Raw genomic sequence first — 18878 nt, forward strand, 5'->3', positions numbered from 1 at the left:
TGGCGGCCGCGCCTGACGGCTGGAGGGTTGTCAGGGGAGTTGGGTGGCGGCGGTCACCACCTGGTCGACGAGGCCGTAGTCCCGGGCCTCCTCGGCGGTGAACCAGCGGTCCCGGTCCCAGTCCCGCTGGATCTCGGCCAGGGTCCGCCCGCTGTGCTGGGCGATCAACTCCTGCATCGTCCGCTTCACGTGCAGCATGTTCTCGGCCTGGATGGTGATGTCGGAGGCGGTGCCGCCCATGCCACCGGAGGGCTGGTGCATCAGGATCCGGGCGTGCGGCAGGGCGTACCGCTTACCAGCCGTGCCGGCGCAGAGGAGGAACTGGCCCATCGAGCCGGCGAGCCCCAGGGCAAGCGTCGCCACGTCGTTCCGGACGAAGCGCATCGTGTCGTAGACCGCCATGCCCGCGCTCACCGAACCGCCGGGTGAGTTGATGTAGAGGGTGATGTCCCGCTCCGGGTCCTCGGCGGCGAGCAGCAGGATCTGGGCGCAGATCCGATTGGCGATCTCGTCGGTCACCTCGCTGCCGAGAAAGACGATCCGCTCCCGCAGCAGCCGTTCGAACACCTGGTCACCGAAGGTCCGCTGTCCGTCATCGAGCATCGTGATCATGGCGTCCACCTCCACCCGCCGGTGGACGACGCAAGCGTCCGGGGACCGGCACCTCCAGCCTGCGCCGCGCCGGTGCCGCCCATCCAGCGGTTCTGCCCCGGGCAGATCCGCCGACGGCATAACGGCGGGCAGTCAGCCCCGTCCGGGCCGGTCCGTGCGGCCGGACCAGTCTGCTCGTCAGCCTGACTTCAGGGTGAGATCCTGCCCTCAGGAAATGCCGACGGCCGCGCGGCTGGTCGGAACTCGGCGGGCATGGGATCGTCTGAGCGCCCTGGCCCGGCGCGGCGGGGCGGCCGACCGGCGGCCCGGTGACCTGTCACGGAGCAGTGGCCTTCGGGTGACGAGATGGACCGGACCGGTCTGATCGGCGAAGGCGATCACTCTGATCCCGCCGACCGGGGCGTCGTCCAACCCGGCGGTCGGCCCGGTGTCGCCGAGCCGCACCATCGAGCGGCCCCACCCGCCGCCGAACCCGCCGTCGGCCAGGTGGCTGCCGCCCATCGCACCGGTCAGGTCCGACCCGAAACCGACGCTGTTGAGGCGGGCGACGGGCTGGACGGACCCGTCCGTGCCGCGTCCGGCGCTCGTGGCCGTCGGGTTGCCGGGCCGGGTGGTCGGCACCCAGCTGCCCGGACCGCTGGCGGGCAGTCGGCGTTCCACCCGCCGCAGCTCGTCGCGGACCTCTTCGAGCAGGTCGGAGAGGTGGAGATCGAGCGCCCGGCAGATCGCCGCGAGGACCTCGGAGGAGGCCTCCTTGCGGCCACGCTCGACCTCGGACAGGTACGGCACGGAGACCCCGGCGGCCCGGGCGACCTCCCGCAGCGTGCGGCCCTGACGCTGGCGCTCGCGGCGCAGCACCGCGCCGATCACCCGTCTCAGCAACGACATGCGGGCCTCACTCTCGCCGTTCCTGCGCTGACCGTCCCATCATGCCCGTCCGCCGGCCGGCCCGCCGTACCCTGCCCGTTGCGCGCCACCCGGCCGTGCGGTTCCCGGGTCAGCGGCTATGTTGTGGACGTGCAGGCGATCGAGGCGGGGCAGGCCCCCTGGTGATCCACTTTCCCGCGCAGCGGCGAGGCCCGCTCAGCGCCCTGAGCCTACGGCTGGCCGCCGCCGTCGGGCTGGTGCTCGCCGTGGTGGCCGTGGTCTACCTCGAACGGGACCAGTACGCGGACAACAACGAAGACGGCCTGACGCTGCTCGACTGCTTCTACTACGCGGTGGTGTCCCTCTCGACCACCGGCTACGGCGACATCGTGCCGGTGACGCAGGAAGCCCGGCTGGTCAACGTCCTGTTCATCACCCCGGCCCGGGTGCTGTTCCTGATCATCCTGGTCGGTACCACCCTTGAGGTCCTGACCGAGCAGTACCGGACCGGCCGTCGCCTGCACCGGTGGGAGAGAAAAGTGAAGGACCACGTCATCATCTGCGGCTATGGCACCAAGGGGCGTAGCGCGATCTCCGCGCTGATGGAGAACGGCCTGGACAAGTCGCGGATCGTGGTGGTGGAGCGCGACGGCCCGGCGTTGCGCCAGGCCACGTCGAACGGGCTGGTCGCCATCGAGGGTTCGGCGACCCGCTCGTCCGTGCTCAACCAGGCCCATGTGCGTACCGCCAAGGCGGTGATCATCGCGACCGACAGCGACGACGCGTCGGTGCTGGTGGCGTTGACCGTACGGCAGCTCACCGCCGGTCAGGTCCGGATCATCGCCGCCGCCCGGGAGGCGGAGAACGCGCCGCTGCTCAAGCAGAGCGGCGCGCACCACGTGATCGTCTCGTCGGCGACCGCCGGCCGACTGCTGGGGCTGTCGACCTCCGCGCCGCCGTTGATCGACGTGGTGGAGGATCTGCTCACCCCGGGCCAGGGCATGGCGCTGGCCATGCGCTCGGCCGAGCGCCACGAGGTCGGCAAGTCGCCACGCGAGCTGGACTCGCTGGTCATCGCGCTGGTCCGGCGGGGCAAGGTGGTCACGCTGGCGGACCGGGCCGGCGCGGTCGTCGAGACCGGGGACATGCTGGTGCACGTCCGCGACGACCGGCCCACCGCGAACAACCTGCCCTGACGCTGGGCTCGGGTCAGCCGACGATGGTCCAGGTGTCGCCGCTGCCCAGCAGGCCGGCAAGCTGCTGCTCCGGCGTCTCGCTGACGGTGGCTCGGGCGTCGGCCAACTGACCCTGCACCACGCTGTCGTACGACGGCCGGCGCACCGAACGGAACACCCCGATCGGAGTGTTCCGCAGGTCGAAGCCGGGCAGCCGGGACAGCGCGAACGCGTATGCCGGGTCATCGACCGTGGCGTCGTGCACGACGATGTCCTCCGCTGCCGTCGCCGCGGTCTCGCGGACCTCCAGGCCGAAGCCACCGGGCGGGTGCACGACGCAGAACTGCCCGTCCTTGCCGAAGGTGATCGGCTGGCCGTGCTCCAGACGGATCAGGTAGTCGTCGCGGGTGCCCGGCTCCTTGAGCTGCTCGAACGCCCCGTCGTTGAAGATGTTGCAGTTCTGGTAGATCTCCACGAAGGCCGAACCCTCGTGCTCGGCGGCGGCCCGTAGCACCGATTGCAGGTGCTTGCGGTCGGAGTCGATGGTCCGGCCGACGAAGGTGGCCTCCGCGCCGAGCGCCAGCGAGAGGGGGTTGAACGGCGCGTCGGCCGATCCGACCGGCGTCGACTTCGTGATCTTGCCGACCTCGGAGGTGGGGGAGTACTGGCCCTTGGTCAGACCGTAGATCCGGTTGTTGAACAGCAGGATCTTGAGGTTGACGTTGCGGCGCAGCGCGTGGATCAGGTGGTTTCCGCCGATGGAGAGGGCGTCACCGTCACCGGTCACCACCCAGACCGACAGGTCCGGCCGGGAGACCGACAGGCCGGTGGCGATCGCGGGCGCCCGCCCGTGGATCGAGTGCATCCCGTAGGTGTTCATGTAGTACGGGAAGCGCGACGAGCAGCCGATCCCGGAGACGAAGACGATGTTCTCCCGGGGGATGTTCAGCTCCGGCATGAACTGCTGGACGGCGGCGAGGATCGCGTAGTCGCCGCAGCCGGGGCACCAGCGCACCTCCTGGTCGGACTTGAAGTCCTTGGCGGTGAGCTTGAGGGCGACGGGCTCAGACATTCTTCAGGACCTCTTCCAGCATCGTCTCCAGCTCGGCGGCGGTGAACGGCAGACCGCGGACCTGGTTGTAGCCGATCGCGTCGACCAGGTAGCGACCCCGGATCACGTGGGCGAGCTGGCCGAGGTTCATCTCGGGGATGACCACCCGGTCGTAGGAGCGCAGCACCGCGCCCAGGTTGGCCGGCATGGGGGCCAGGTGCCGCAGGTGCGCCTGCGCGACCGGCAGACCGCGCTGCCGCAGGGCTCGGCAGGCGGCCCCGATCGGGCCGTACGTCGAGCCCCAGCCGAGCACCAGCACCCGGGCGTCGCCGTCCGGGTCCTCCACCTCCACGTCCGGCACCGGGATCGTCTCGATGCGGGCCGCCCGGGTCCGCACCATGTAGTCGTGGTTCGCCGGGTCGTACGAGATGTCGCCGGTCTTGTCGGCCTTCTCCAGCCCGCCGATGCGGTGTTCCAGACCCGGGGTGCCGGGCACCGCCCACGGCCGGGCCAGGGTCTGCGGATCGCGGAGGTACGGCAGGAAGGTGGTGCCGTCCTCGCCGTTGGGTGCCGTGGCGAACTCGACCCGCAGGTCCGGCAGGGACTCCACCTCGGGCAGCAGCCACGGCTCGGAGCCGTTGGCGACGTAGTTGTCCGACAGCAGGATCACCGGGGTGCGGTAGGTGAGTGCGATCCGTGCCGCCTCCAGGGCCGCGTGGAAGCAGTCGGACGGGGACTTGGGCGCGATCACCGCCACCGGCGCCTCGCCGTGCCGGCCGAACAGCGCCATGTTCAGGTCGGCCTGCTCGGTCTTGGTCGGCATGCCGGTCGACGGCCCGGCCCGCTGCACGTCCACGATCACCAGCGGTAGTTCCAGCGCCACCGCCAGGGAGATGGTCTCGCTCTTGAGCGCGACGCCCGGACCGCTGGTGGTGGTCACGCCCAGCGCGCCACCGTACGAGGCGCCCAGCGCCGCGCCGATCGCCGCGATCTCGTCCTCGGCCTGCATGGTGGTGACACCGAACCGCTTGTGCTTGCTCAGCTCGTGCAGGATGTCCGAGGCCGGCGTGATCGGGTACGCGCCGAGGAAGACCGGGAGACCGGAGCGGACACCAGCGGCGACGAGGCCGAGCGACAGCGCGGCGTTGCCGGTGATGTTGCGGTACGTCCCGGGCGGCATCTTGGCCGGCTTGACCTCGTACCGGACGGCGAAGTCCTCGGTGGTCTCGCCGAAGTTCCAACCCGCCTTGAAGGCGGCGACGTTCGCCGCGACCAGCTCGGGCCGCTTGGCGAACTTGCGCTCCAGGAACCGCAGGGTCGACTCGTACGGCCGGGAGTACATCCAGCTGAGCAGACCCAGCGCGAACATGTTCTTGGCCCGTTCGGCGTCCTTCTTGGACACGTCGAGTTCGGCCAGCGCGCCGATCGTCATCGAGGTGAGCGCCACCGGGTGCACCGCGTACCCGGCGAGCGTGTCGTCGTCGAGCGGGCTGCTCGCGTAGCCGACCTTGGCCAGGTTGCGCTTGGTGAACTCGTCGGTGTTGACGATGATGTCCGCGCCCCGCGGCAGGTCGGCGAGATTCGCCTTGAGCGCCGCCGGGTTCATCGCGACCAGCACGTTCGGCGCGTCGCCGGGGGTCAGGATGTCGTAGTCGGCGAAGTGCACCTGGAAGCTCGACACGCCCGGCAGGGTGCCGGCGGGAGCCCGGATCTCGGCGGGGAAGTTGGGCAACGTGGAGATGTCGTTGCCCAGTTGCGCGGTCTCGGAGGTGAATCGGTCTCCGGTCAGCTGCATGCCGTCGCCCGAGTCGCCGGCGAACCGGATGACCACCCGTTCCAGTTGGCGGATCTGCTTGCTCACGGCCGCACCTCGCTACGTCGCGCGCCGTGGCGCGGCCGGCTGAACTGGATGGTGACCTCGCCTTGCTCGGCCACGAGACCTCCTTGACGCGCCGCTGCACCGGCCGTCCGTGAACGTCCGGCCCGCCTGTCCTTCCCTCACCGAGAGCCTACGTCGAATCGAGGGCCCACCCCGCCCGGAGGTCCGCCGACTGGGATCGGAATGTGAGGGTTTATGTGGTCACTTGCGGTGTTTCGCCGGCACCGCCGTAATCCATATCACCGCACGTCCCAGCCCGGCCGGTCGTGGGTCCGAGCCGGCCGCCGAGCCCGGAACCAGATTCCGGCCTCCGGTCCCGCACCGTCCGCCGGATCCGCCGGCCCGGTCCGGTCGGCCGCACCGGCCACCTCCGCGATCGCGCTCCTGGCCGGCGCGGCCCGGCGACGCAGCCTCGCGACGGCCAGCCCGACGACGAGGAGCACCAGCAGCACCGAAACCGCGATCAGCAGCACCGCCGTGCGCTGCCTCGACGTGAGCGCCGTGCCGTCGTCGGGCGCGGCCCCGGCGGGGCGCAGGTCCGAGGTACCCACCGGGGCGGGTGGCGGCACCACCACGGACTCCTCCGACGCCGTCGCGGTGATCCGGAAGCTGAGCTGCATCCGCCGCCCGGCACCCTGGCGTGGGTCGAGGCGGCCGATCACCGCGCCGGACAGCGGCGCGGCGCGCTGCGCCTGCGGCGTCGCCGTCATCGGCAACCGCAGCTCGCCGGTACGCCCCGACCGGACCGGACCGAGATCACAGCTGGTACGTGTCGCGGCCACCGCGACGCAGCCGGCCGGCGGCACCGGCACGGTGACCCCGGCGGGCAGCAGCACGTCGACCCGGCCGGTGGCGTCGACGCGCCCGGTGTTGCCCAACCGGACGAGAAGTCCCTCGCTGACGCCCTCGGCGTCGAAGGTGACCTCGCCGGCCGACATGGTGATCCCGGGGGTCGGTGGGCCGGGCGGGAAGAGCACGGCGAAGCCCTCGTCGTCACTCGCCGTGCCGGCCTCGCTGGAGGCCGTGACGCGTACCGAGCCGGCCAGCGGCATCCGGCGCCAGGCATCGCCGTCGACCCGTATCCGGAGCCTGGTGCTGAACCGCGCGCCGGGGGCGGTGGTCCACTGGCCGCACTGGTACTCGCGGCTCCCCGCGGTGGCGCAGCCGTCCGTGCCGGCGTCGCCGAGCCCGGGCGGCAGGGAGTAGGTGAGGCGCACGCGGGCGCTCGCCGTGCCGGTGTTGGTGACGGTCACGTTCAGGGTGGCCACCGTGCTGGCGGCGTACCAGTAGCCGGTGGACAACGTCAGGTCGCCGGTGGTGACCTTCACCCCGGACGAGACGGGGGGCGCCACCGTGGGCGCGGGCGGCCGGGGCGGCGGGGAGTAGGTGGTCCGGGGCGCGGAGGGGGTGGCGGGCGGCAGGCTGCTCGGGGTCGGCCCGCCGGTGCTGGCACCCGGCGTGGGCCCCGTCGACGGTGACGCGGGCGCGCTGGTTTCGACGGGCGGCTCCACGGTGGGCGGGGGTGAGGTGGGCTCGGGCTCGTCGGTCGGCTCTGCCGGCGGGCTGTACGGACCCGGCTCGGCGGCCCGGCTCACCGGCGGCACGGCCGCCACCGCGCCCGGCCCGACGGCGAGCCCCGCGCCGATCGCGATGCCGAGGGCGCAGGCGGACGCGAAGGTACGACGCCAGGCGCGTCGTCCGTGCAGGCGGCCCATGGATCCTCCGGTGCCGATGGTGGTGGTCCCATGTTGGTCAGCAGTTGCCCTGGGACACTAGTCCCAGGTGAAAGAAGTTCGCGACGCGGCGGTCCGGCCGGGACGGTAGGCTGACCGACCGTGACCGGTTACCTGGGCTCGTACGCGACGCTCGGGCTGTTGCTGCTCGTCGGCGTGCTGTTCCTCGTCGTGGCGTTCGCCGCCAACCGGGTGCTGCGTCCCGCCCGACCGGCCGACCCGCCCGGCAAGCGCGCCACCTACGAGTGCGGCCTCGACCCGGTGGGCGGCGACTGGGCGCAGATGCAGATCCGGTACTACGTCTACGCGTTCCTCTACGTGCTGTTCGCGGTCGAGGCGGTGTTCCTCTTCCCCTGGGCGGTGGTCTTCGACCGGCCCGGGTTCGGGCTGGTCACCGTGGTGGAGATGGCGATCTTCGTGGGTGTCCTCGCGCTCGGCCTGCTCTACGCCTGGCGGCGCAACATTCTCCGCTGGACCTGACCTCCGGTGGCCCGGCCGCCGCTCAGGCGAGACCGCGACGGCTGATCCTGGGCGGGCGGTCTCCCCGGATGGCCGCGACCATGTCCAGCAGGCGCCGGGTGGGACGGACCTGATGGGCGCGGAAGACCCGCGCGCCCAGCCACGCGGAGACCGCCGTCGCGGCGAGCGTTCCCTCCAGCCGCTCGGCCACCGGCAGGTCCAGCGTCTCGCCGACGAAGTCCTTGTTCGACAGCGCGACCAGCACCGGCCAACCGGTGGCGGCCAGTTCGCCGAGCCGCCGGGTGATCTCCAGCGAGTGACGGGTGTTCTTGCCGAAGTCGTGCGCCGGGTCGATGAGGATCCCGTCGCGGCGTACTCCCAGCGACACCGCACGCTCGGCGAGCCCGGTCACCGTCGTGACCACGTCGGCCACCACGTCGTCGAAGGCCGCGCGGTGCGGCCTGGTACGCGGGCTGAGCCCTCCCGCGTGCGAGCAGACCAGGCCGACCCCGGTCCTCGCCGCCACCTGGGCCAGCGTCGGATCCGCCCCGGACCAGGTGTCGTTGAGCAGGTCCGCGCCGGCCGCCACGGCCTCCACCGCGACCTCGGCCCGCCAGGTGTCGATCGAGATGACGACCTCAGGGAACGCGGCCCGTACGGCGGCGATGGTGCCGACCGTGCGGCGGATCTCCTCGGCGACGTCGACCTCGGTGCCCGGCCCGGCCTTCACCCCGCCGATGTCGACGATGTCCGCGCCCTCGTCCACCGCCCGTTCCACCGCCCGCAACGCACTGTCGGCCTGGTAGGTCGCCCCCCGGTCGAAGAACGAGTCCGGGGTGCGGTTGACGATCGCCATCACCACCAGGTCGTCGGGACCGAATCGCCGGCCCCCGAGCCGCAGCACCTCGGCCACGCCACCTCCCTGAACGCCACCTGTCGTCGACCGGTCCCCCGCCGCCCCGGTGACGCTATCCGGTCGCCGGGGTGGACCCGTGTCCGGTACGCCGCGCCGGGTGGGGTCGCTCTGTTCTCCTCGGCGTGCCACGATCAGTGCATGGGTCAGCTTCTGCTCCTGCTGGTCGTGGCGGTCACTGTCGCGGCGGTGGTTTTCGGCGTGACGGTGCTGGTCACCGGTCGGGATCCCGGCCTGGTGCCGGTGGAGGCGGACGGGCGGGCGGTGCCGCTGCCCGGAGACCGTCCGCTGCGCGAGTCCGACGTGGGCGAGGTGCGCTTCGACACCGCGCTTCGTGGCTACCGGATGACCCAGGTCGACCAGGCGATGCGCCGGGCGGCGTACGACATCGGTTACAAGACCGAGCTGATCGGAGTGCTGGAGGCGGAGATCGCGGCGCTGCGGGACGGGCGGACGGCCGACGCCGACGCGCTTCGACAGGCCCGCGAACAGGCGGCCAACGCGACCGAGGCGGCGACCTCGCCGTCCGATGGTCCGGCGGCGGACAGCGTCATGATCGACCTTTCGGCCGACGATCCCGCGCTCGCCCGCCCCGGTCCGGAACCCGTCACCGGGCCAGGGACGGAGCCGGAGCCCGCCGCGGCGACCGCCGCGTCCACGGAGCCCGCCGGTCGCGACGCCCGCCCGGCCACCGAGCCGACTGCCTCCGACGCGGAGCCGACCGACGGGACCGAACCCGGCGCGTCCACCGGTCCGACCACCGGCGGGGAGCCGACCGACGGCGGGGCGCCGGAATCCGGTTCGCGTGGCTCGGTGGTCCGGTCGGAGTCCGCGTGAGCGGCTCGGACGGCCCGGACGACCTCCGCGAGGCCGCCCAACCGGGTGCCGGCGAGGTCACCGCCACGGTGATCGTCAACGCGCCGGCGGAGAAGGTCTTCGCCGCCCTGCTGGCCTGGGAGCGGCAGTCCGAGTGGATCCCGTTCACCACCGTGCGGGTGGTGGAGGGTGACGGTGGCGAGGGGAGTCTCGTCGAGGCGATCACCTCGCTCGGCCCGGCGGTGCTGCGGGACCGGATGCGGGTGGTCCGGGTGGACGCGCCGTACGAGATCGGCGTGGTGCACTGCGGCACGCTGCTGCGGGGGCCCGGAGTGCTGCGGTGCACACCGCTGGAGAGCGGACGCAGCCAGGTGGTCTGGCACGAGTGGTTCCACCTGCCGGGTGGCCCGGCCGGGCGGGTGGCGTGGCCGGTGCTCTGGCCCGGCTCCAAGTTCAGCCTCACCCAGGCGTTGCGCCGGTTCGCCCGCCAGGTCGAGCAGGGCCGCCTGCCCTGACCGTGCGCGGGGCTGGCCCGGCCTGTCGGACGTTGGGCCTAGCCTTGACGGCGTGACTGAACTGGTGATCGGCGCCGACGGGCTGGCCCGGTGCGGCTGGGGAGCCAGCACCCCCGACTACGCGGTCTACCACGACACCGAGTGGGGCCGCCCGCTGCACGGAGACGACGCCCTCTACGAGCGGATGACGCTGGAGGCGTTCCAGTCCGGGCTGTCCTGGCTGACCATCCTGCGCAAGCGGCCGGCCTTCCGGGCGGCCTTCGGCGGGTTCCGGATCGACACGGTGGCCGGCTACGGCGAGGCCGACGTGACCAGGCTGCTCGGCGACGCCGGCATCGTCCGGAACCGGGCCAAGATCGAGTCGGCGATCGCCAACGCCCGCGCCGCCCAGCAACTGCCGGAAGGATTGTCGGCGCTGCTCTGGTCGTTCGCCCCGCCGCCGGGTCGGGCCCGGCCGGGCTCCGCCGCTGACGTTCCCGCGCTGACCGACGCCTCCACGGCCATGGCCAAGGCCCTCAAGAAGCGGGGCTTCCGGTTCGTCGGCCCCACCACGGCGTACGCGCTCATGCAGGCCACCGGAATGGTCGACGACCATCTCGCGGGCTGCCACGTCGTGTCCGCTCCGACGGGCGTGATGGGATGAGGGCATGACGACCGACACCGCATACCGGGTGAACGGGGCGAGCCAGGCGGACGGCGCGGGAACCTGGGCCGTGCTCCTGCCCGCCGGACGGTACGACGCCGAGCGGCTCGTCCACCACGACACACTTGAGTTGACCGGGCTGGACGGCACCGACCTGCCCCGCCCCGGTGACCAGGTCGCGGTGCTGGCTGACGAACCGCCGCGGTTGGTGGCGGTGGGCCGGGTCGTGGGCCAGGCCGCTCGTCGTCCGGAGGATCCGGACGACCCGCAGTCCGACCGTGCTCCGGACGCGCTGGTGGTGGCCTACACCCGGCGGGCCTTCGACGAGCCGGTGCCGGCCGACGCGCTGGTCCTCGGCGGGCCGGTGACCGCGCTCGACGCGGCGACGTTCCGCGAGCTGGTCGACCGGCTCGGCCCGGCACCGCAGCGTCGCTCCTGGCTGGTCAGCCTGGACCTGCCGATCGAGGCCGACTCACCGGCGGAGGCGGTCCGGCTGTTCTGGGCGTACGTGCAGGAACTCGGTCCCCGGGAGCTGCCCGCCTTCGTCTCACCCTCCGGTGACGAGCTGGCCATGCAGGCGTTCGTGCTCGGTGCGGAGGCGAACCAGGATCCGGAAGAGGACGACTGACCGGCCGGCGACGGCTCAGCGGCCCTCGAAGACCGGCTTCTGCTTGTTGACGAAGGCCATGGTGGCGGCACGGTGGTCCGTGGTCGCGCCGCAGATGGCCTGGGCCTGCGCCTCGGCGGCCAGGGCCTCCGTCAGGGTGCCGGCGTCGGCCACGGAGAGCTGGCGCTTGATCGCCCCGTAGGCCACGGTCGGGCCGGCGGCCAGGCGGGCGGCCAGCTCCTGTGCGGTGGGCAGCACCTGCTCGTCGTCGTCCACCATCCGGTTGAGCAGCCCCAGCCGGCAGGCCTCCTCGGCGCGTACCGGCTCGGCCAGCATCAGCAGCTCGATGGCCTTGGCGTGGCCGACGAGCCGGGGCAGCGTCCACGAGGCACCGGTGTCGGCGGCCAGGCCGACCTTGGCGAACGCCATCAGGAAGCTGGTGGACGGGCCGCCGATGCGGATGTCGGCCAGGAACGCCAGCGAGGCACCGGCCCCCGCGGCCATGCCCCCCACCGCGGCCACCACCGGCTTCGGCAGGTTGGCCAGCCGGGCGGCGATCGGGTTGTAGTGCGCCCGGACGGTGTCCAGGGGGTTGCCGTCGCCCTGTTCGAGGGTGGTGACGTGCTCGCGCAGGTCCTGACCGGCGCAGAACGACCCGCCCGCACCGGCGAGCACCACCGCCCGGCAGCCCCGGTCGGACTCCAGCTCGGCGAGGGTGTCCCGGAGCGCCTCCTTCAGCGCCACGTCGAGCGAGTTCATCGCCGTCGGGCGGTTCAGGGTGAGGGTGACGACCGCGTCGGTGCGGTCGACGAGCAGCGGCTCGGTCACGTCTGGCGACCCTTCTGTCGGGCTATCCGGTGTCCACCGTCGAGACACTGCTCGACGTACCGATCGGCGGCCGGCCGTAGCCGGGCCGCGTGCCGGTCGAAGAAGCTGGCTGCGGCGGTGCCGGGCCAGCGTTCGGGCAGCAGCGCCGGGGGCAGCTGCGGATCCCGGAAGAGGAAGGTACGCCATGCGTGCACCAGCCGGAACCGGGCCGCGTACGCCTCCTCGTCCCCGCTGCGGGCGTTCACGCCGGTCAGCAGCGTCCGCTGCTCGGCGACGAACTGCTCGTACGCCCGGCCGATCTCGGCCAGGTTCCAGGCTCGGCGGACCAGCCCCATCGCGCCCGGCGTGCCGGCGGCGTGCGCGGCGCTGAACCGCTCGAAGCGTACGCCCGCCTCGCTGAGCAGGAGGTCGACGTCTTCGGCCGGCCGGGTGGCCACCCAGGTCTGCTCGTCCAGCGTGCCGTAGCCGAGGTAGCGCAGGTTGGCGGCGAGCCGTTGGCGGTCCCGCCGCGCGCTCGGCGCGTCCAGCACCAGCAGGTCGAAGCGCCCGTCCCAGGTGACCCGGCCGGTGCGGTAGATGCGGGAGGCGGCATCGTCCAGTCGGCGGGCCGCCTTCGGTGTGATCGAATATCCCGGCCCGGAGGTCAACCTGATCGGTTCGAGCCAGCCCTGGCGCACCATCCGGGAGACCGCCGTACGCACGGCGGGAGGCGCGATCCCGAGCGGCGCCAGCAGCTTGACCAGCGCGGCAACGGGTGCGCGGCCACCCCGGGGCCGGAGGTGGTCGCCGTACAGGTCGAAGAGTGCCGACCGTGCCTGCATGACCGCACATTGTGACAGGCCATCTAAGGATAAGCTAGATGCTGTTACATCAATGCTGCTTCGGTTTGGGTCCGGCGGTGTTCATCAGGGAAAATCGTCGGTCGACACCCACGTGCAAGTTGCGGGTGGTCATGGCGAAGTGGCTGTGGGGCAACCCACCGACCCTGGTGTAGGTCTGAGGGGAGACAACATGGCGGCGATGAAGCCGCGGACGGGCGACGGTCCGCTGGAAGTCACCAAGGAGGGCCGGGGCATCGTCATGCGGGTCCCGCTGGAGGGCGGTGGCCGGCTCGTCGTCGAGATGACTCCCGACGAGGCGACCGCTCTCGGTGACGCGCTGAAGGCGGCCGCCGGCTGATTGAGGCCGGTCCGTCGGCGACGCTCGCCGCCGCGGACGGTTCGTCTGGTCCCTGGCTCTGAGCCACCGGTCCCACCGGTGGCTCAGAGCCGTCACACCATCGCGCGGGCCACGCCACCGCGCTCTTCTCCAGGAGGTACGGCCCCGCGTGCTCGCCATCCGTCTGACCGCCGAGCCGGAACGGCTCGACACCCTGGCCCTGCCCGTGCGGCCGGCCACCGACGACGCGCCGGCGGAGCCGGTCCCGACCGCAGTGACCCCACCCGACGGGATCGCCGACGAGGTGGCCGCGCTGGTTCCGGCGGCACGGTTCAAGGGCCGGGCCGGCGACGTGCACCCGCAGCTTCGCCCCGGGCGCACCCCGGGAAAGCTGCTGCTGTTCGGGACCGGTGGGGCGGACGAGGCGGCCTGGCGGGCGTGCGGTGCGGCGCTGGCCCGGAGAGCCAAGGATGAGACTCATGTCACAATCGCGTTGCCGGAGGGATGCCTGCCCGAGGCGGTGCGTGGTCTCGTAGAGGGGCTGCTGCTGGGTTCGTACCGGTTCCGGCTGGGCGACGACTCCGACGCCCCCGCGCTGACCGGCGTCGACCTGGCGGTTGCCGAGCCGGAGGCGTACGAGCGGGCCGTCGAGGTCGCGCGGACCACCGCGCGGATGACCCGACTGGCCCGGGACCTCACCAACATGCCCTCCTCGGTGAAGAACCCGCAGTGGTTCGCCGGGCAGGTCACCGAGGCCGTGGCCGACCTGCCCGGGCTCGCGCTGCGGGTCCGCGAGCCGGAGCAGCTGGCCGCCGAGGGTTTCGGCGGAGTCCTCGCGGTCGGTGGGGGATCGGCCAGCGGCCCGCGGCTGGTCGAGCTGGACTGGCACCCGTCGGACGCCCGCACCCACGTGGTTCTGGTCGGCAAGGGCATCACCTTCGACACCGGTGGCATCTCGATCAAGCCGGTACCGGCGATGAAGCTGATGCGCAAGGACATGGCCGGTGCCGCCGCCGTCGTCGCGGCCACCCTCGGCGCCGCCGCCCTGCGGCTGCCGGTCCGGGTGACCACGCTCGCGCCACTGGCCGAGAACATGGTCAGCGGGGCCGCCTTCCGGCCCGGCGACATCGTCCGGCACTACGGCGGGCTGACCAGCGAGACGACGAACTCCGACGCCGAGGGTCGGCTGGTCCTCGCCGACGCGCTGGCGTACGCCGTGCAGGAACTCAAGCCCGACCTGCTGGTCGACCTGGCCACCCTGACCGGGGCCAACGCGGTGGCGCTGGGCACCCGCACCGGCGCCCTCTACAGCGACAACGACCAGCTCGCCGAGGACCTGCTGGCCGCCATCGAGGCGGCCGGCGAGTCCGCCTGGCGGATGCCGCTGCCCGCCGACTACGTCGAGCACCTCGGCAGCGACCTGGCCGACCTGCACAGCGCCCCGACGCAGGGCGGCGGTTCCGTGCTGGCCGCTCTCTACCTGCGCGAGTTCACCGGCGAGCTGCGCGACCGTTGGCTGCACATCGACATGTCCGCTCCCTCCTGGTGCGAACGTGACGACGCGGAGCTGACCAGGGGCGCGACCGGCTGGGGCGTACGCGGGCTGCTTCGCTGGTTGGCGACGCTGGGCTGACAGGGGTTCGGAGCCACCGCCGGAAGCGGCGCTGACGCCCTGGGTGTGATCCCCTCAGCAGCGCACCGCGGCGAGCAGCCCGTCACCGACCGGCAGCAGCGCCGGGATCCAGTGCTCCGACTCGCGGATGGCCTTCACCGTCTCCCGTACCGTCACCGTCTCCGCGTCGCGGGCGGCCGGGTCACCGATCCGGCCGCCGGCCAGCGCACCGTTGAGCACCAGCACCCCGCCGGGCCGCAGCAGCCGCAGCGCGGCGTCCACGCAGGCGGTGAAGCCGGTCACCTCGGCGTCGACGAAAACCAGGTCGTACGCGCCGTCGGCGAGCCGGGGCAGCACGTCCAGGGCCCGACCGGTGATGATCCGTGTCCGGCCGGCGACGAATCCTGCCTCGGCGAAGATGCGCCGGGCGATCCGCTGATGCTCCACCTCCAGATCGATGGTGGTGAGCACCCCGTCGGCGCGCATGCCGCGCAGCAGCCACACCCCGCTGACACCGGTGCCGGTGCCGATCTCGACCACCGCGCGGGCGTTGCCGGCGGCGGCGAGCAGGCGCAACGCGGCACCCGCGCCCGGGGTGACGGCTTCGAGACCGACCTCGCGGGCGAGGCTGCGCGCGGTCCGCAGGACGAGGTCCTCGGTGACGTACGACTCGGCGAACTGCAGGGCCGGGTTCGTCGAACTGCCGGAACCGGCGACCGTGGCGATGGGGCACCTCCGGGCGACGAGCATGATGCGCAGGGCGGTTGGGCACTGTGACTCTAGAGGCGGTCCGCTCCGAGCGCAGCGGGGCATCCACCCGCGGTGACAACCGCTGACCCCACGCGGCGCATCCGTGCAATCCTGGAAGCGGTATTCCGTCCGCGCCCGGCAGCGCCGAGCGCGGCTCGTGGATACCGGGGGACGGGAGTGGGAGGCACCGAGTGACCGACGGCTGGGACTGGCGCCAGCCTGGCGTGAGCGGAGCACCGGCGGGACAGCCGGCAGCCGGTCATCCGCCGGGCGGAGCGTCGGCGACACCGCACGACGGCGGGCATGTCGCGTCGCCGTGGTGGTCCGACGCGCTCGCCGATCCATGGCGGGATCCGCACGCGCCGGCCGCGGTGGTGCTGCCCGCGGCGCCGGTGGCCGGTACCGAGCCGGAACCGGTCACCGATCCGGATGCGCCCGGCCGGCCGAGACTGCACCAGCTGCTGGTGATTCCGCTGGTCACCGCCCTGCTCGCCGGCGCGCTCGGTGGTGCGCTCGGCTATGCGTTCGCCATCCGAGGTGGTGCGGGTGGCGCGGTGCTCGGCACGGCTCCCGGCACGACGCCCACCCTCGCCCAACGCCCGCCGGAGTCGCTGGCCGGTGTGGCGGAACGGGTGCTGCCCAGCGTGGTCACCGTCCGGGTCGCCGGTCTGGGTGGCACCAGCGAGGGCTCGGGCTTCATCGCCAGCGCCGACGGGCACGTGATCACGAATGATCACGTGGTGGCCGGCGGCACCGGAAAGGCGTCGGTGATCTTCAATGACGGAAGCTCGGCGGCTGCGACGGTGGTGGGCCAGGACGCGGAGTCCGACATCGCAGTGATCAAGGTCTCCCGTACCGGGCTGCGCCCGGTCGAGTTCGGCGACTCCGACGCCCTGGCCGTGGGCGACCCGGTGCTGGCCATCGGCTCCCCGCTCTCGCTGGCCAACACGGTCACCGCGGGCATCGTCAGCGCCCTGGACCGGACGATGCACGCCGGCGAGCCGGGCGGCCCCACGCGCTACTACGCCGCTATCCAGACCGATGCCGCGGTCAACCACGGCAACTCCGGCGGCCCGTTGGTCGACGCGGCCGGGCGGGTCATCGGCGTCAACTCCACGATCAAGTCCCTGGTCGCCGAGGGTCAGGAAGCCGGCAACATCGGCCTCGCCTTCGCCATCCCGATCAACCAGGCCAAACGGATCACCCAGGACATCATCGGCACCGGTAAGGCCCGCCGCACGGTGATCGGTGCCCAGGTCGGTGGGCCCGGTTCGGGCACCAACGGCTCCGGGGTACGGCTCGCGACGGTCGAGCCGTCGGGGCCGGCCGCCGGTGCGGGGCTGCGCGCCGGTGACGTGATCCTGAAGCTCAACGGCCGCCCGATGACCGAGCCGACCGACCTGATCGCCCTGGTCCGCAAGTATGCGCCCGGCTCGGTGGTGACCGTCGAGTACCGCCGGGGCTCCACCCGCCAGAACGCCTCGGTGACCCTCGCCGCGGACGCGAAGTGACCTCTCACCCTCTTCTGGCGGGGCCACCGACGTGCGTACTCTGGCTGCGGTAGCCGGGGGAGGAGGCCGAGGGTGTTCGAGAACCTGAACGTGTGGGAGGTTGGCGCGCTGTTGCTGCTGGCGCTGCTGATCTTCGGCGACCGGCTGCCCGCGGTGATCAGTGACGGGCTGCGGATGGTGCGCAACCTACGCAACATGGCCCGCAGCGCCACCACGGACCTGAGCAAGGAGCTGGGCACCGACATCCAGCTGGAGGACCTGCACCCGAAGGCGTTCATCCGCAAGCACCTGCTCAGCGAGGAGGACGAGCAGGCGATCCGGAAGCCGTTGCAGGGCGTCTACGACGACCTCCGCGCGGACGTCACCGGCGTGCACAACGAACTCAAGGACGTCGCCAACGCGGCGGATCCGCGCCGGCCCGGACCGGCCCCGACGAGCACCGCCAGCCCGGCACCGGCACCCCGCGCGGTCAGCTACGACGAGGTCACCTGAGAGCCGCCGCCCGCCGCCGGTGGACGGCGGGTCGCGCCACGCGCCTGAAATGAACGGGAAGTCCGTCGCCCCGGTCTCAGCGTCCGGCCGGCTTGAGGCCCAGCGGCTTGCCGAGCAGTGACTCGCGGCGCAGCGCGAGCCGGTCGGCCACCTGGCCCAGCGCCTTCGCCGCCGGTGAGTCCGGCTCGGCGAGCACGATCGGGTTGCCCTCGTCGCCCGCCTCCCGGACCCGGGTGTCGAGCGGCACCTGACCCAGCAGCGGCACCTGCGCGCCGATGGTCTGCGTCAGCGAGTCGGCCACCGTCTGGCCGCCGCCAGCTCCGAAGATCTCCATCCGGGAGCCGTCGGGCAGCTCCAGCCAGGACATGTTCTCGATCACGCCGACCACCCGCTGGTGGGTCTGGAGGGCGATCGCGCCGGCCCGTTCGGCCACCTCGGCGGCGGCCGCCTGCGGGGTCGTGACCACCAGGATCTCGGCGTTCGGCAGCAGCTGGGCCAGGGAGATCGCCACGTCGCCGGTGCCCGGGGGCAGGTCGAGCAGGAGGACGTCGAGATCGCCCCAGTACACGTCGGCGAGGAACTGCTGCAACGCTCGGTGCAGCATCGGGCCGCGCCACACCACGGCGGCGTTGCCGGCGGTGAACATCCCGATGGAGATGACCTTCACACCGTGCGACTGCGGCGGCATGATCATGTCTTCGACCCGGGTGGGTCGGCCGTCCGCACCGAGCATCCGAGGCACCGAGTGCCCGTAGATGTCCGCGTCCACCACGCCGACGGACAGCCCCCGCGCGGCCAGCGCGGCGGCCAGGTTGACCGTCACGCTGGACTTGCCCACCCCGCCCTTGCCGCTGGCCACGGCGTACACGCGGGTGCGGGAGCCGGGCTGGGCGAAGGGGATCACCGGTTCCTCGGTCGCGCCCCCACCGCGCAGCTTCGCCTGGAGCTCCTGGCGCTGCTCGGGGCTCATCACGCCGAACTCGATCTCGACGCCGGTGACCCCGTGCACCGCGCCCACCGCCGCGGTGATGTCCGTACGCAGCTTGTCCTTGAGCGGACACCCGGCCACGGTCAGCAGCAGCTCGACCCGGACCACACCGTCCTCACCGATCTCGGCGGAACGCACCATGCCGAGTTCGGTGATCGGCCGGCGGATCTCCGGGTCGTTGACGGTGGCCAGGGCGGCCTGGATGGCGTCGTTGACGGTGCTGACGGGAGCTGACATGCCCGCAATGCTACGTCGGAAGGGGCCTGCGA

Annotated in this window: 20 protein-coding genes; 10 read left to right on the top strand and 10 right to left on the bottom strand. The window is 72.5% G+C overall.

Annotation, left to right across the window (positions count from 1 at the left end; all coding sequences use genetic code 11):
• Positions 1-30: 30 nt before the first annotated feature.
• A complete protein-coding gene (locus tag SM447_RS06785) occupies positions 31-612 on the bottom strand; it encodes a ClpP family protease (protein WP_474571840.1) in 582 nt (193 codons plus the stop codon).
• 207 nt (positions 613-819) lie between these two features.
• Positions 820-1500 (bottom strand): helix-turn-helix domain-containing protein, encoded by a 681-nt coding sequence (locus tag SM447_RS06790; protein ID WP_474571841.1) that lies wholly within the window; start codon positions 1498-1500, stop codon positions 820-822.
• A gap of 161 nt (positions 1501-1661) precedes the next feature.
• Here SM447_RS06790 and SM447_RS06795 point away from each other — a divergent pair, with 161 nt between their 5' ends.
• A complete protein-coding gene (locus tag SM447_RS06795; protein ID WP_474571842.1) occupies positions 1662-2675 on the top strand; it encodes a potassium channel family protein in 1014 nt (337 codons plus the stop codon).
• Positions 2676-2688: 13 nt separating this feature from the next.
• Here SM447_RS06795 and SM447_RS06800 read toward each other — a convergent pair whose 3' ends face one another.
• From SM447_RS06800 to SM447_RS06810, 3 genes are all read right to left on the bottom strand, one after another.
• Positions 2689-3726 carry a 2-oxoacid:ferredoxin oxidoreductase subunit beta gene (locus SM447_RS06800; RefSeq protein WP_474571843.1) on the bottom strand — a complete coding sequence of 346 codons (1038 nt, stop codon included), beginning with the start codon at positions 3724-3726 and terminating at the stop codon, positions 2689-2691.
• A complete protein-coding gene (locus tag SM447_RS06805) occupies positions 3719-5566 on the bottom strand; it encodes a 2-oxoacid:acceptor oxidoreductase subunit alpha (protein WP_474571844.1) in 1848 nt (615 codons plus the stop codon). Before SM447_RS06805 ends, SM447_RS06800 begins: the two co-directional genes overlap by 8 nt.
• 257 nt (positions 5567-5823) lie before the next feature.
• Positions 5824-7299: a hypothetical protein gene (locus tag SM447_RS06810; protein ID WP_474571845.1), complete on the bottom strand. Its 1476-nt coding sequence runs from the start codon at positions 7297-7299 to the stop codon at positions 5824-5826.
• A 120-nt stretch (positions 7300-7419) separates the two neighbouring features.
• Between SM447_RS06810 and SM447_RS06815 the strand changes: the two genes are divergently transcribed.
• Entirely contained in the window at positions 7420-7797 is a 378-nt protein-coding gene (locus SM447_RS06815; protein ID WP_474571846.1) for an NADH-quinone oxidoreductase subunit A, read from the top strand.
• A 22-nt stretch (positions 7798-7819) separates the two neighbouring features.
• Here SM447_RS06815 and folP read toward each other — a convergent pair whose 3' ends face one another.
• A complete protein-coding gene (gene folP, locus SM447_RS06820; RefSeq protein ID WP_474571847.1) occupies positions 7820-8689 on the bottom strand; it encodes a dihydropteroate synthase in 870 nt (289 codons plus the stop codon).
• A gap of 141 nt (positions 8690-8830) precedes the next feature.
• Between folP and SM447_RS06825 the strand changes: the two genes are divergently transcribed.
• The 4 genes from SM447_RS06825 to SM447_RS06840 are packed head-to-tail and all read left to right on the top strand — an operon-like array spanning position 8831 to position 11291.
• A complete protein-coding gene (locus SM447_RS06825) occupies positions 8831-9526 on the top strand; it encodes a DivIVA domain-containing protein (RefSeq protein ID WP_474571848.1) in 696 nt (231 codons plus the stop codon).
• A complete protein-coding gene (locus SM447_RS06830; RefSeq protein ID WP_474571849.1) occupies positions 9523-10020 on the top strand; it encodes an SRPBCC family protein in 498 nt (165 codons plus the stop codon). Before SM447_RS06825 ends, SM447_RS06830 begins: the two co-directional genes overlap by 4 nt.
• 52 nt (positions 10021-10072) lie before the next feature.
• Positions 10073-10663 carry a DNA-3-methyladenine glycosylase I gene (locus SM447_RS06835; RefSeq protein WP_474571850.1) on the top strand — a complete coding sequence of 197 codons (591 nt, stop codon included), beginning with the start codon at positions 10073-10075 and terminating at the stop codon, positions 10661-10663.
• A gap of 4 nt (positions 10664-10667) precedes the next feature.
• Positions 10668-11291: a hypothetical protein gene (locus tag SM447_RS06840; RefSeq protein ID WP_474571851.1), complete on the top strand. Its 624-nt coding sequence runs from the start codon at positions 10668-10670 to the stop codon at positions 11289-11291.
• A 15-nt stretch (positions 11292-11306) separates the two neighbouring features.
• Here the strand turns inward: SM447_RS06840 and SM447_RS06845 are convergent, their stop codons facing one another.
• Entirely contained in the window at positions 11307-12098 is a 792-nt protein-coding gene (locus SM447_RS06845; RefSeq protein ID WP_474571852.1) for an enoyl-CoA hydratase-related protein, read from the bottom strand.
• The gene (locus tag SM447_RS06850) at positions 12095-12919 is read right to left on the bottom strand and encodes a PaaX family transcriptional regulator (RefSeq protein ID WP_474571853.1); all 825 of its coding nucleotides are present in this window, start codon (positions 12917-12919) and stop codon (positions 12095-12097) included. Before SM447_RS06850 ends, SM447_RS06845 begins: the two co-directional genes overlap by 4 nt.
• 190 nt (positions 12920-13109) lie before the next feature.
• Between SM447_RS06850 and SM447_RS06855 the strand changes: the two genes are divergently transcribed.
• Together SM447_RS06855 and SM447_RS06860 are read left to right on the top strand one after the other, a co-directional pair.
• The gene (locus tag SM447_RS06855; protein WP_013283866.1) at positions 13110-13277 is read left to right on the top strand and encodes a DUF3117 domain-containing protein; all 168 of its coding nucleotides are present in this window, start codon (positions 13110-13112) and stop codon (positions 13275-13277) included.
• A gap of 148 nt (positions 13278-13425) precedes the next feature.
• Entirely contained in the window at positions 13426-14889 is a 1464-nt protein-coding gene (locus SM447_RS06860; protein ID WP_474571854.1) for a leucyl aminopeptidase family protein, read from the top strand.
• A gap of 54 nt (positions 14890-14943) precedes the next feature.
• Here the strand turns inward: SM447_RS06860 and SM447_RS06865 are convergent, their stop codons facing one another.
• Positions 14944-15618 (bottom strand): O-methyltransferase, encoded by a 675-nt coding sequence (locus SM447_RS06865; RefSeq protein WP_474571855.1) that lies wholly within the window; start codon positions 15616-15618, stop codon positions 14944-14946.
• 191 nt (positions 15619-15809) lie between these two features.
• Here SM447_RS06865 and SM447_RS06870 point away from each other — a divergent pair, with 191 nt between their 5' ends.
• Entirely contained in the window at positions 15810-17129 is a 1320-nt protein-coding gene (locus tag SM447_RS06870) for a S1C family serine protease (RefSeq protein ID WP_474571856.1), read from the top strand.
• 72 nt (positions 17130-17201) lie between these two features.
• Positions 17202-17621: a twin-arginine translocase TatA/TatE family subunit gene (locus tag SM447_RS06875; RefSeq protein ID WP_474571857.1), complete on the top strand. Its 420-nt coding sequence runs from the start codon at positions 17202-17204 to the stop codon at positions 17619-17621.
• Between the two features lie 76 nt (positions 17622-17697).
• Here SM447_RS06875 and SM447_RS06880 read toward each other — a convergent pair whose 3' ends face one another.
• Entirely contained in the window at positions 17698-18846 is a 1149-nt protein-coding gene (locus tag SM447_RS06880) for an Mrp/NBP35 family ATP-binding protein (RefSeq protein ID WP_474571858.1), read from the bottom strand.
• Positions 18847-18878: the final 32 nt, after the last annotated feature.

It is taken from the genome of Micromonospora aridisoli (assembly GCF_056150025.1).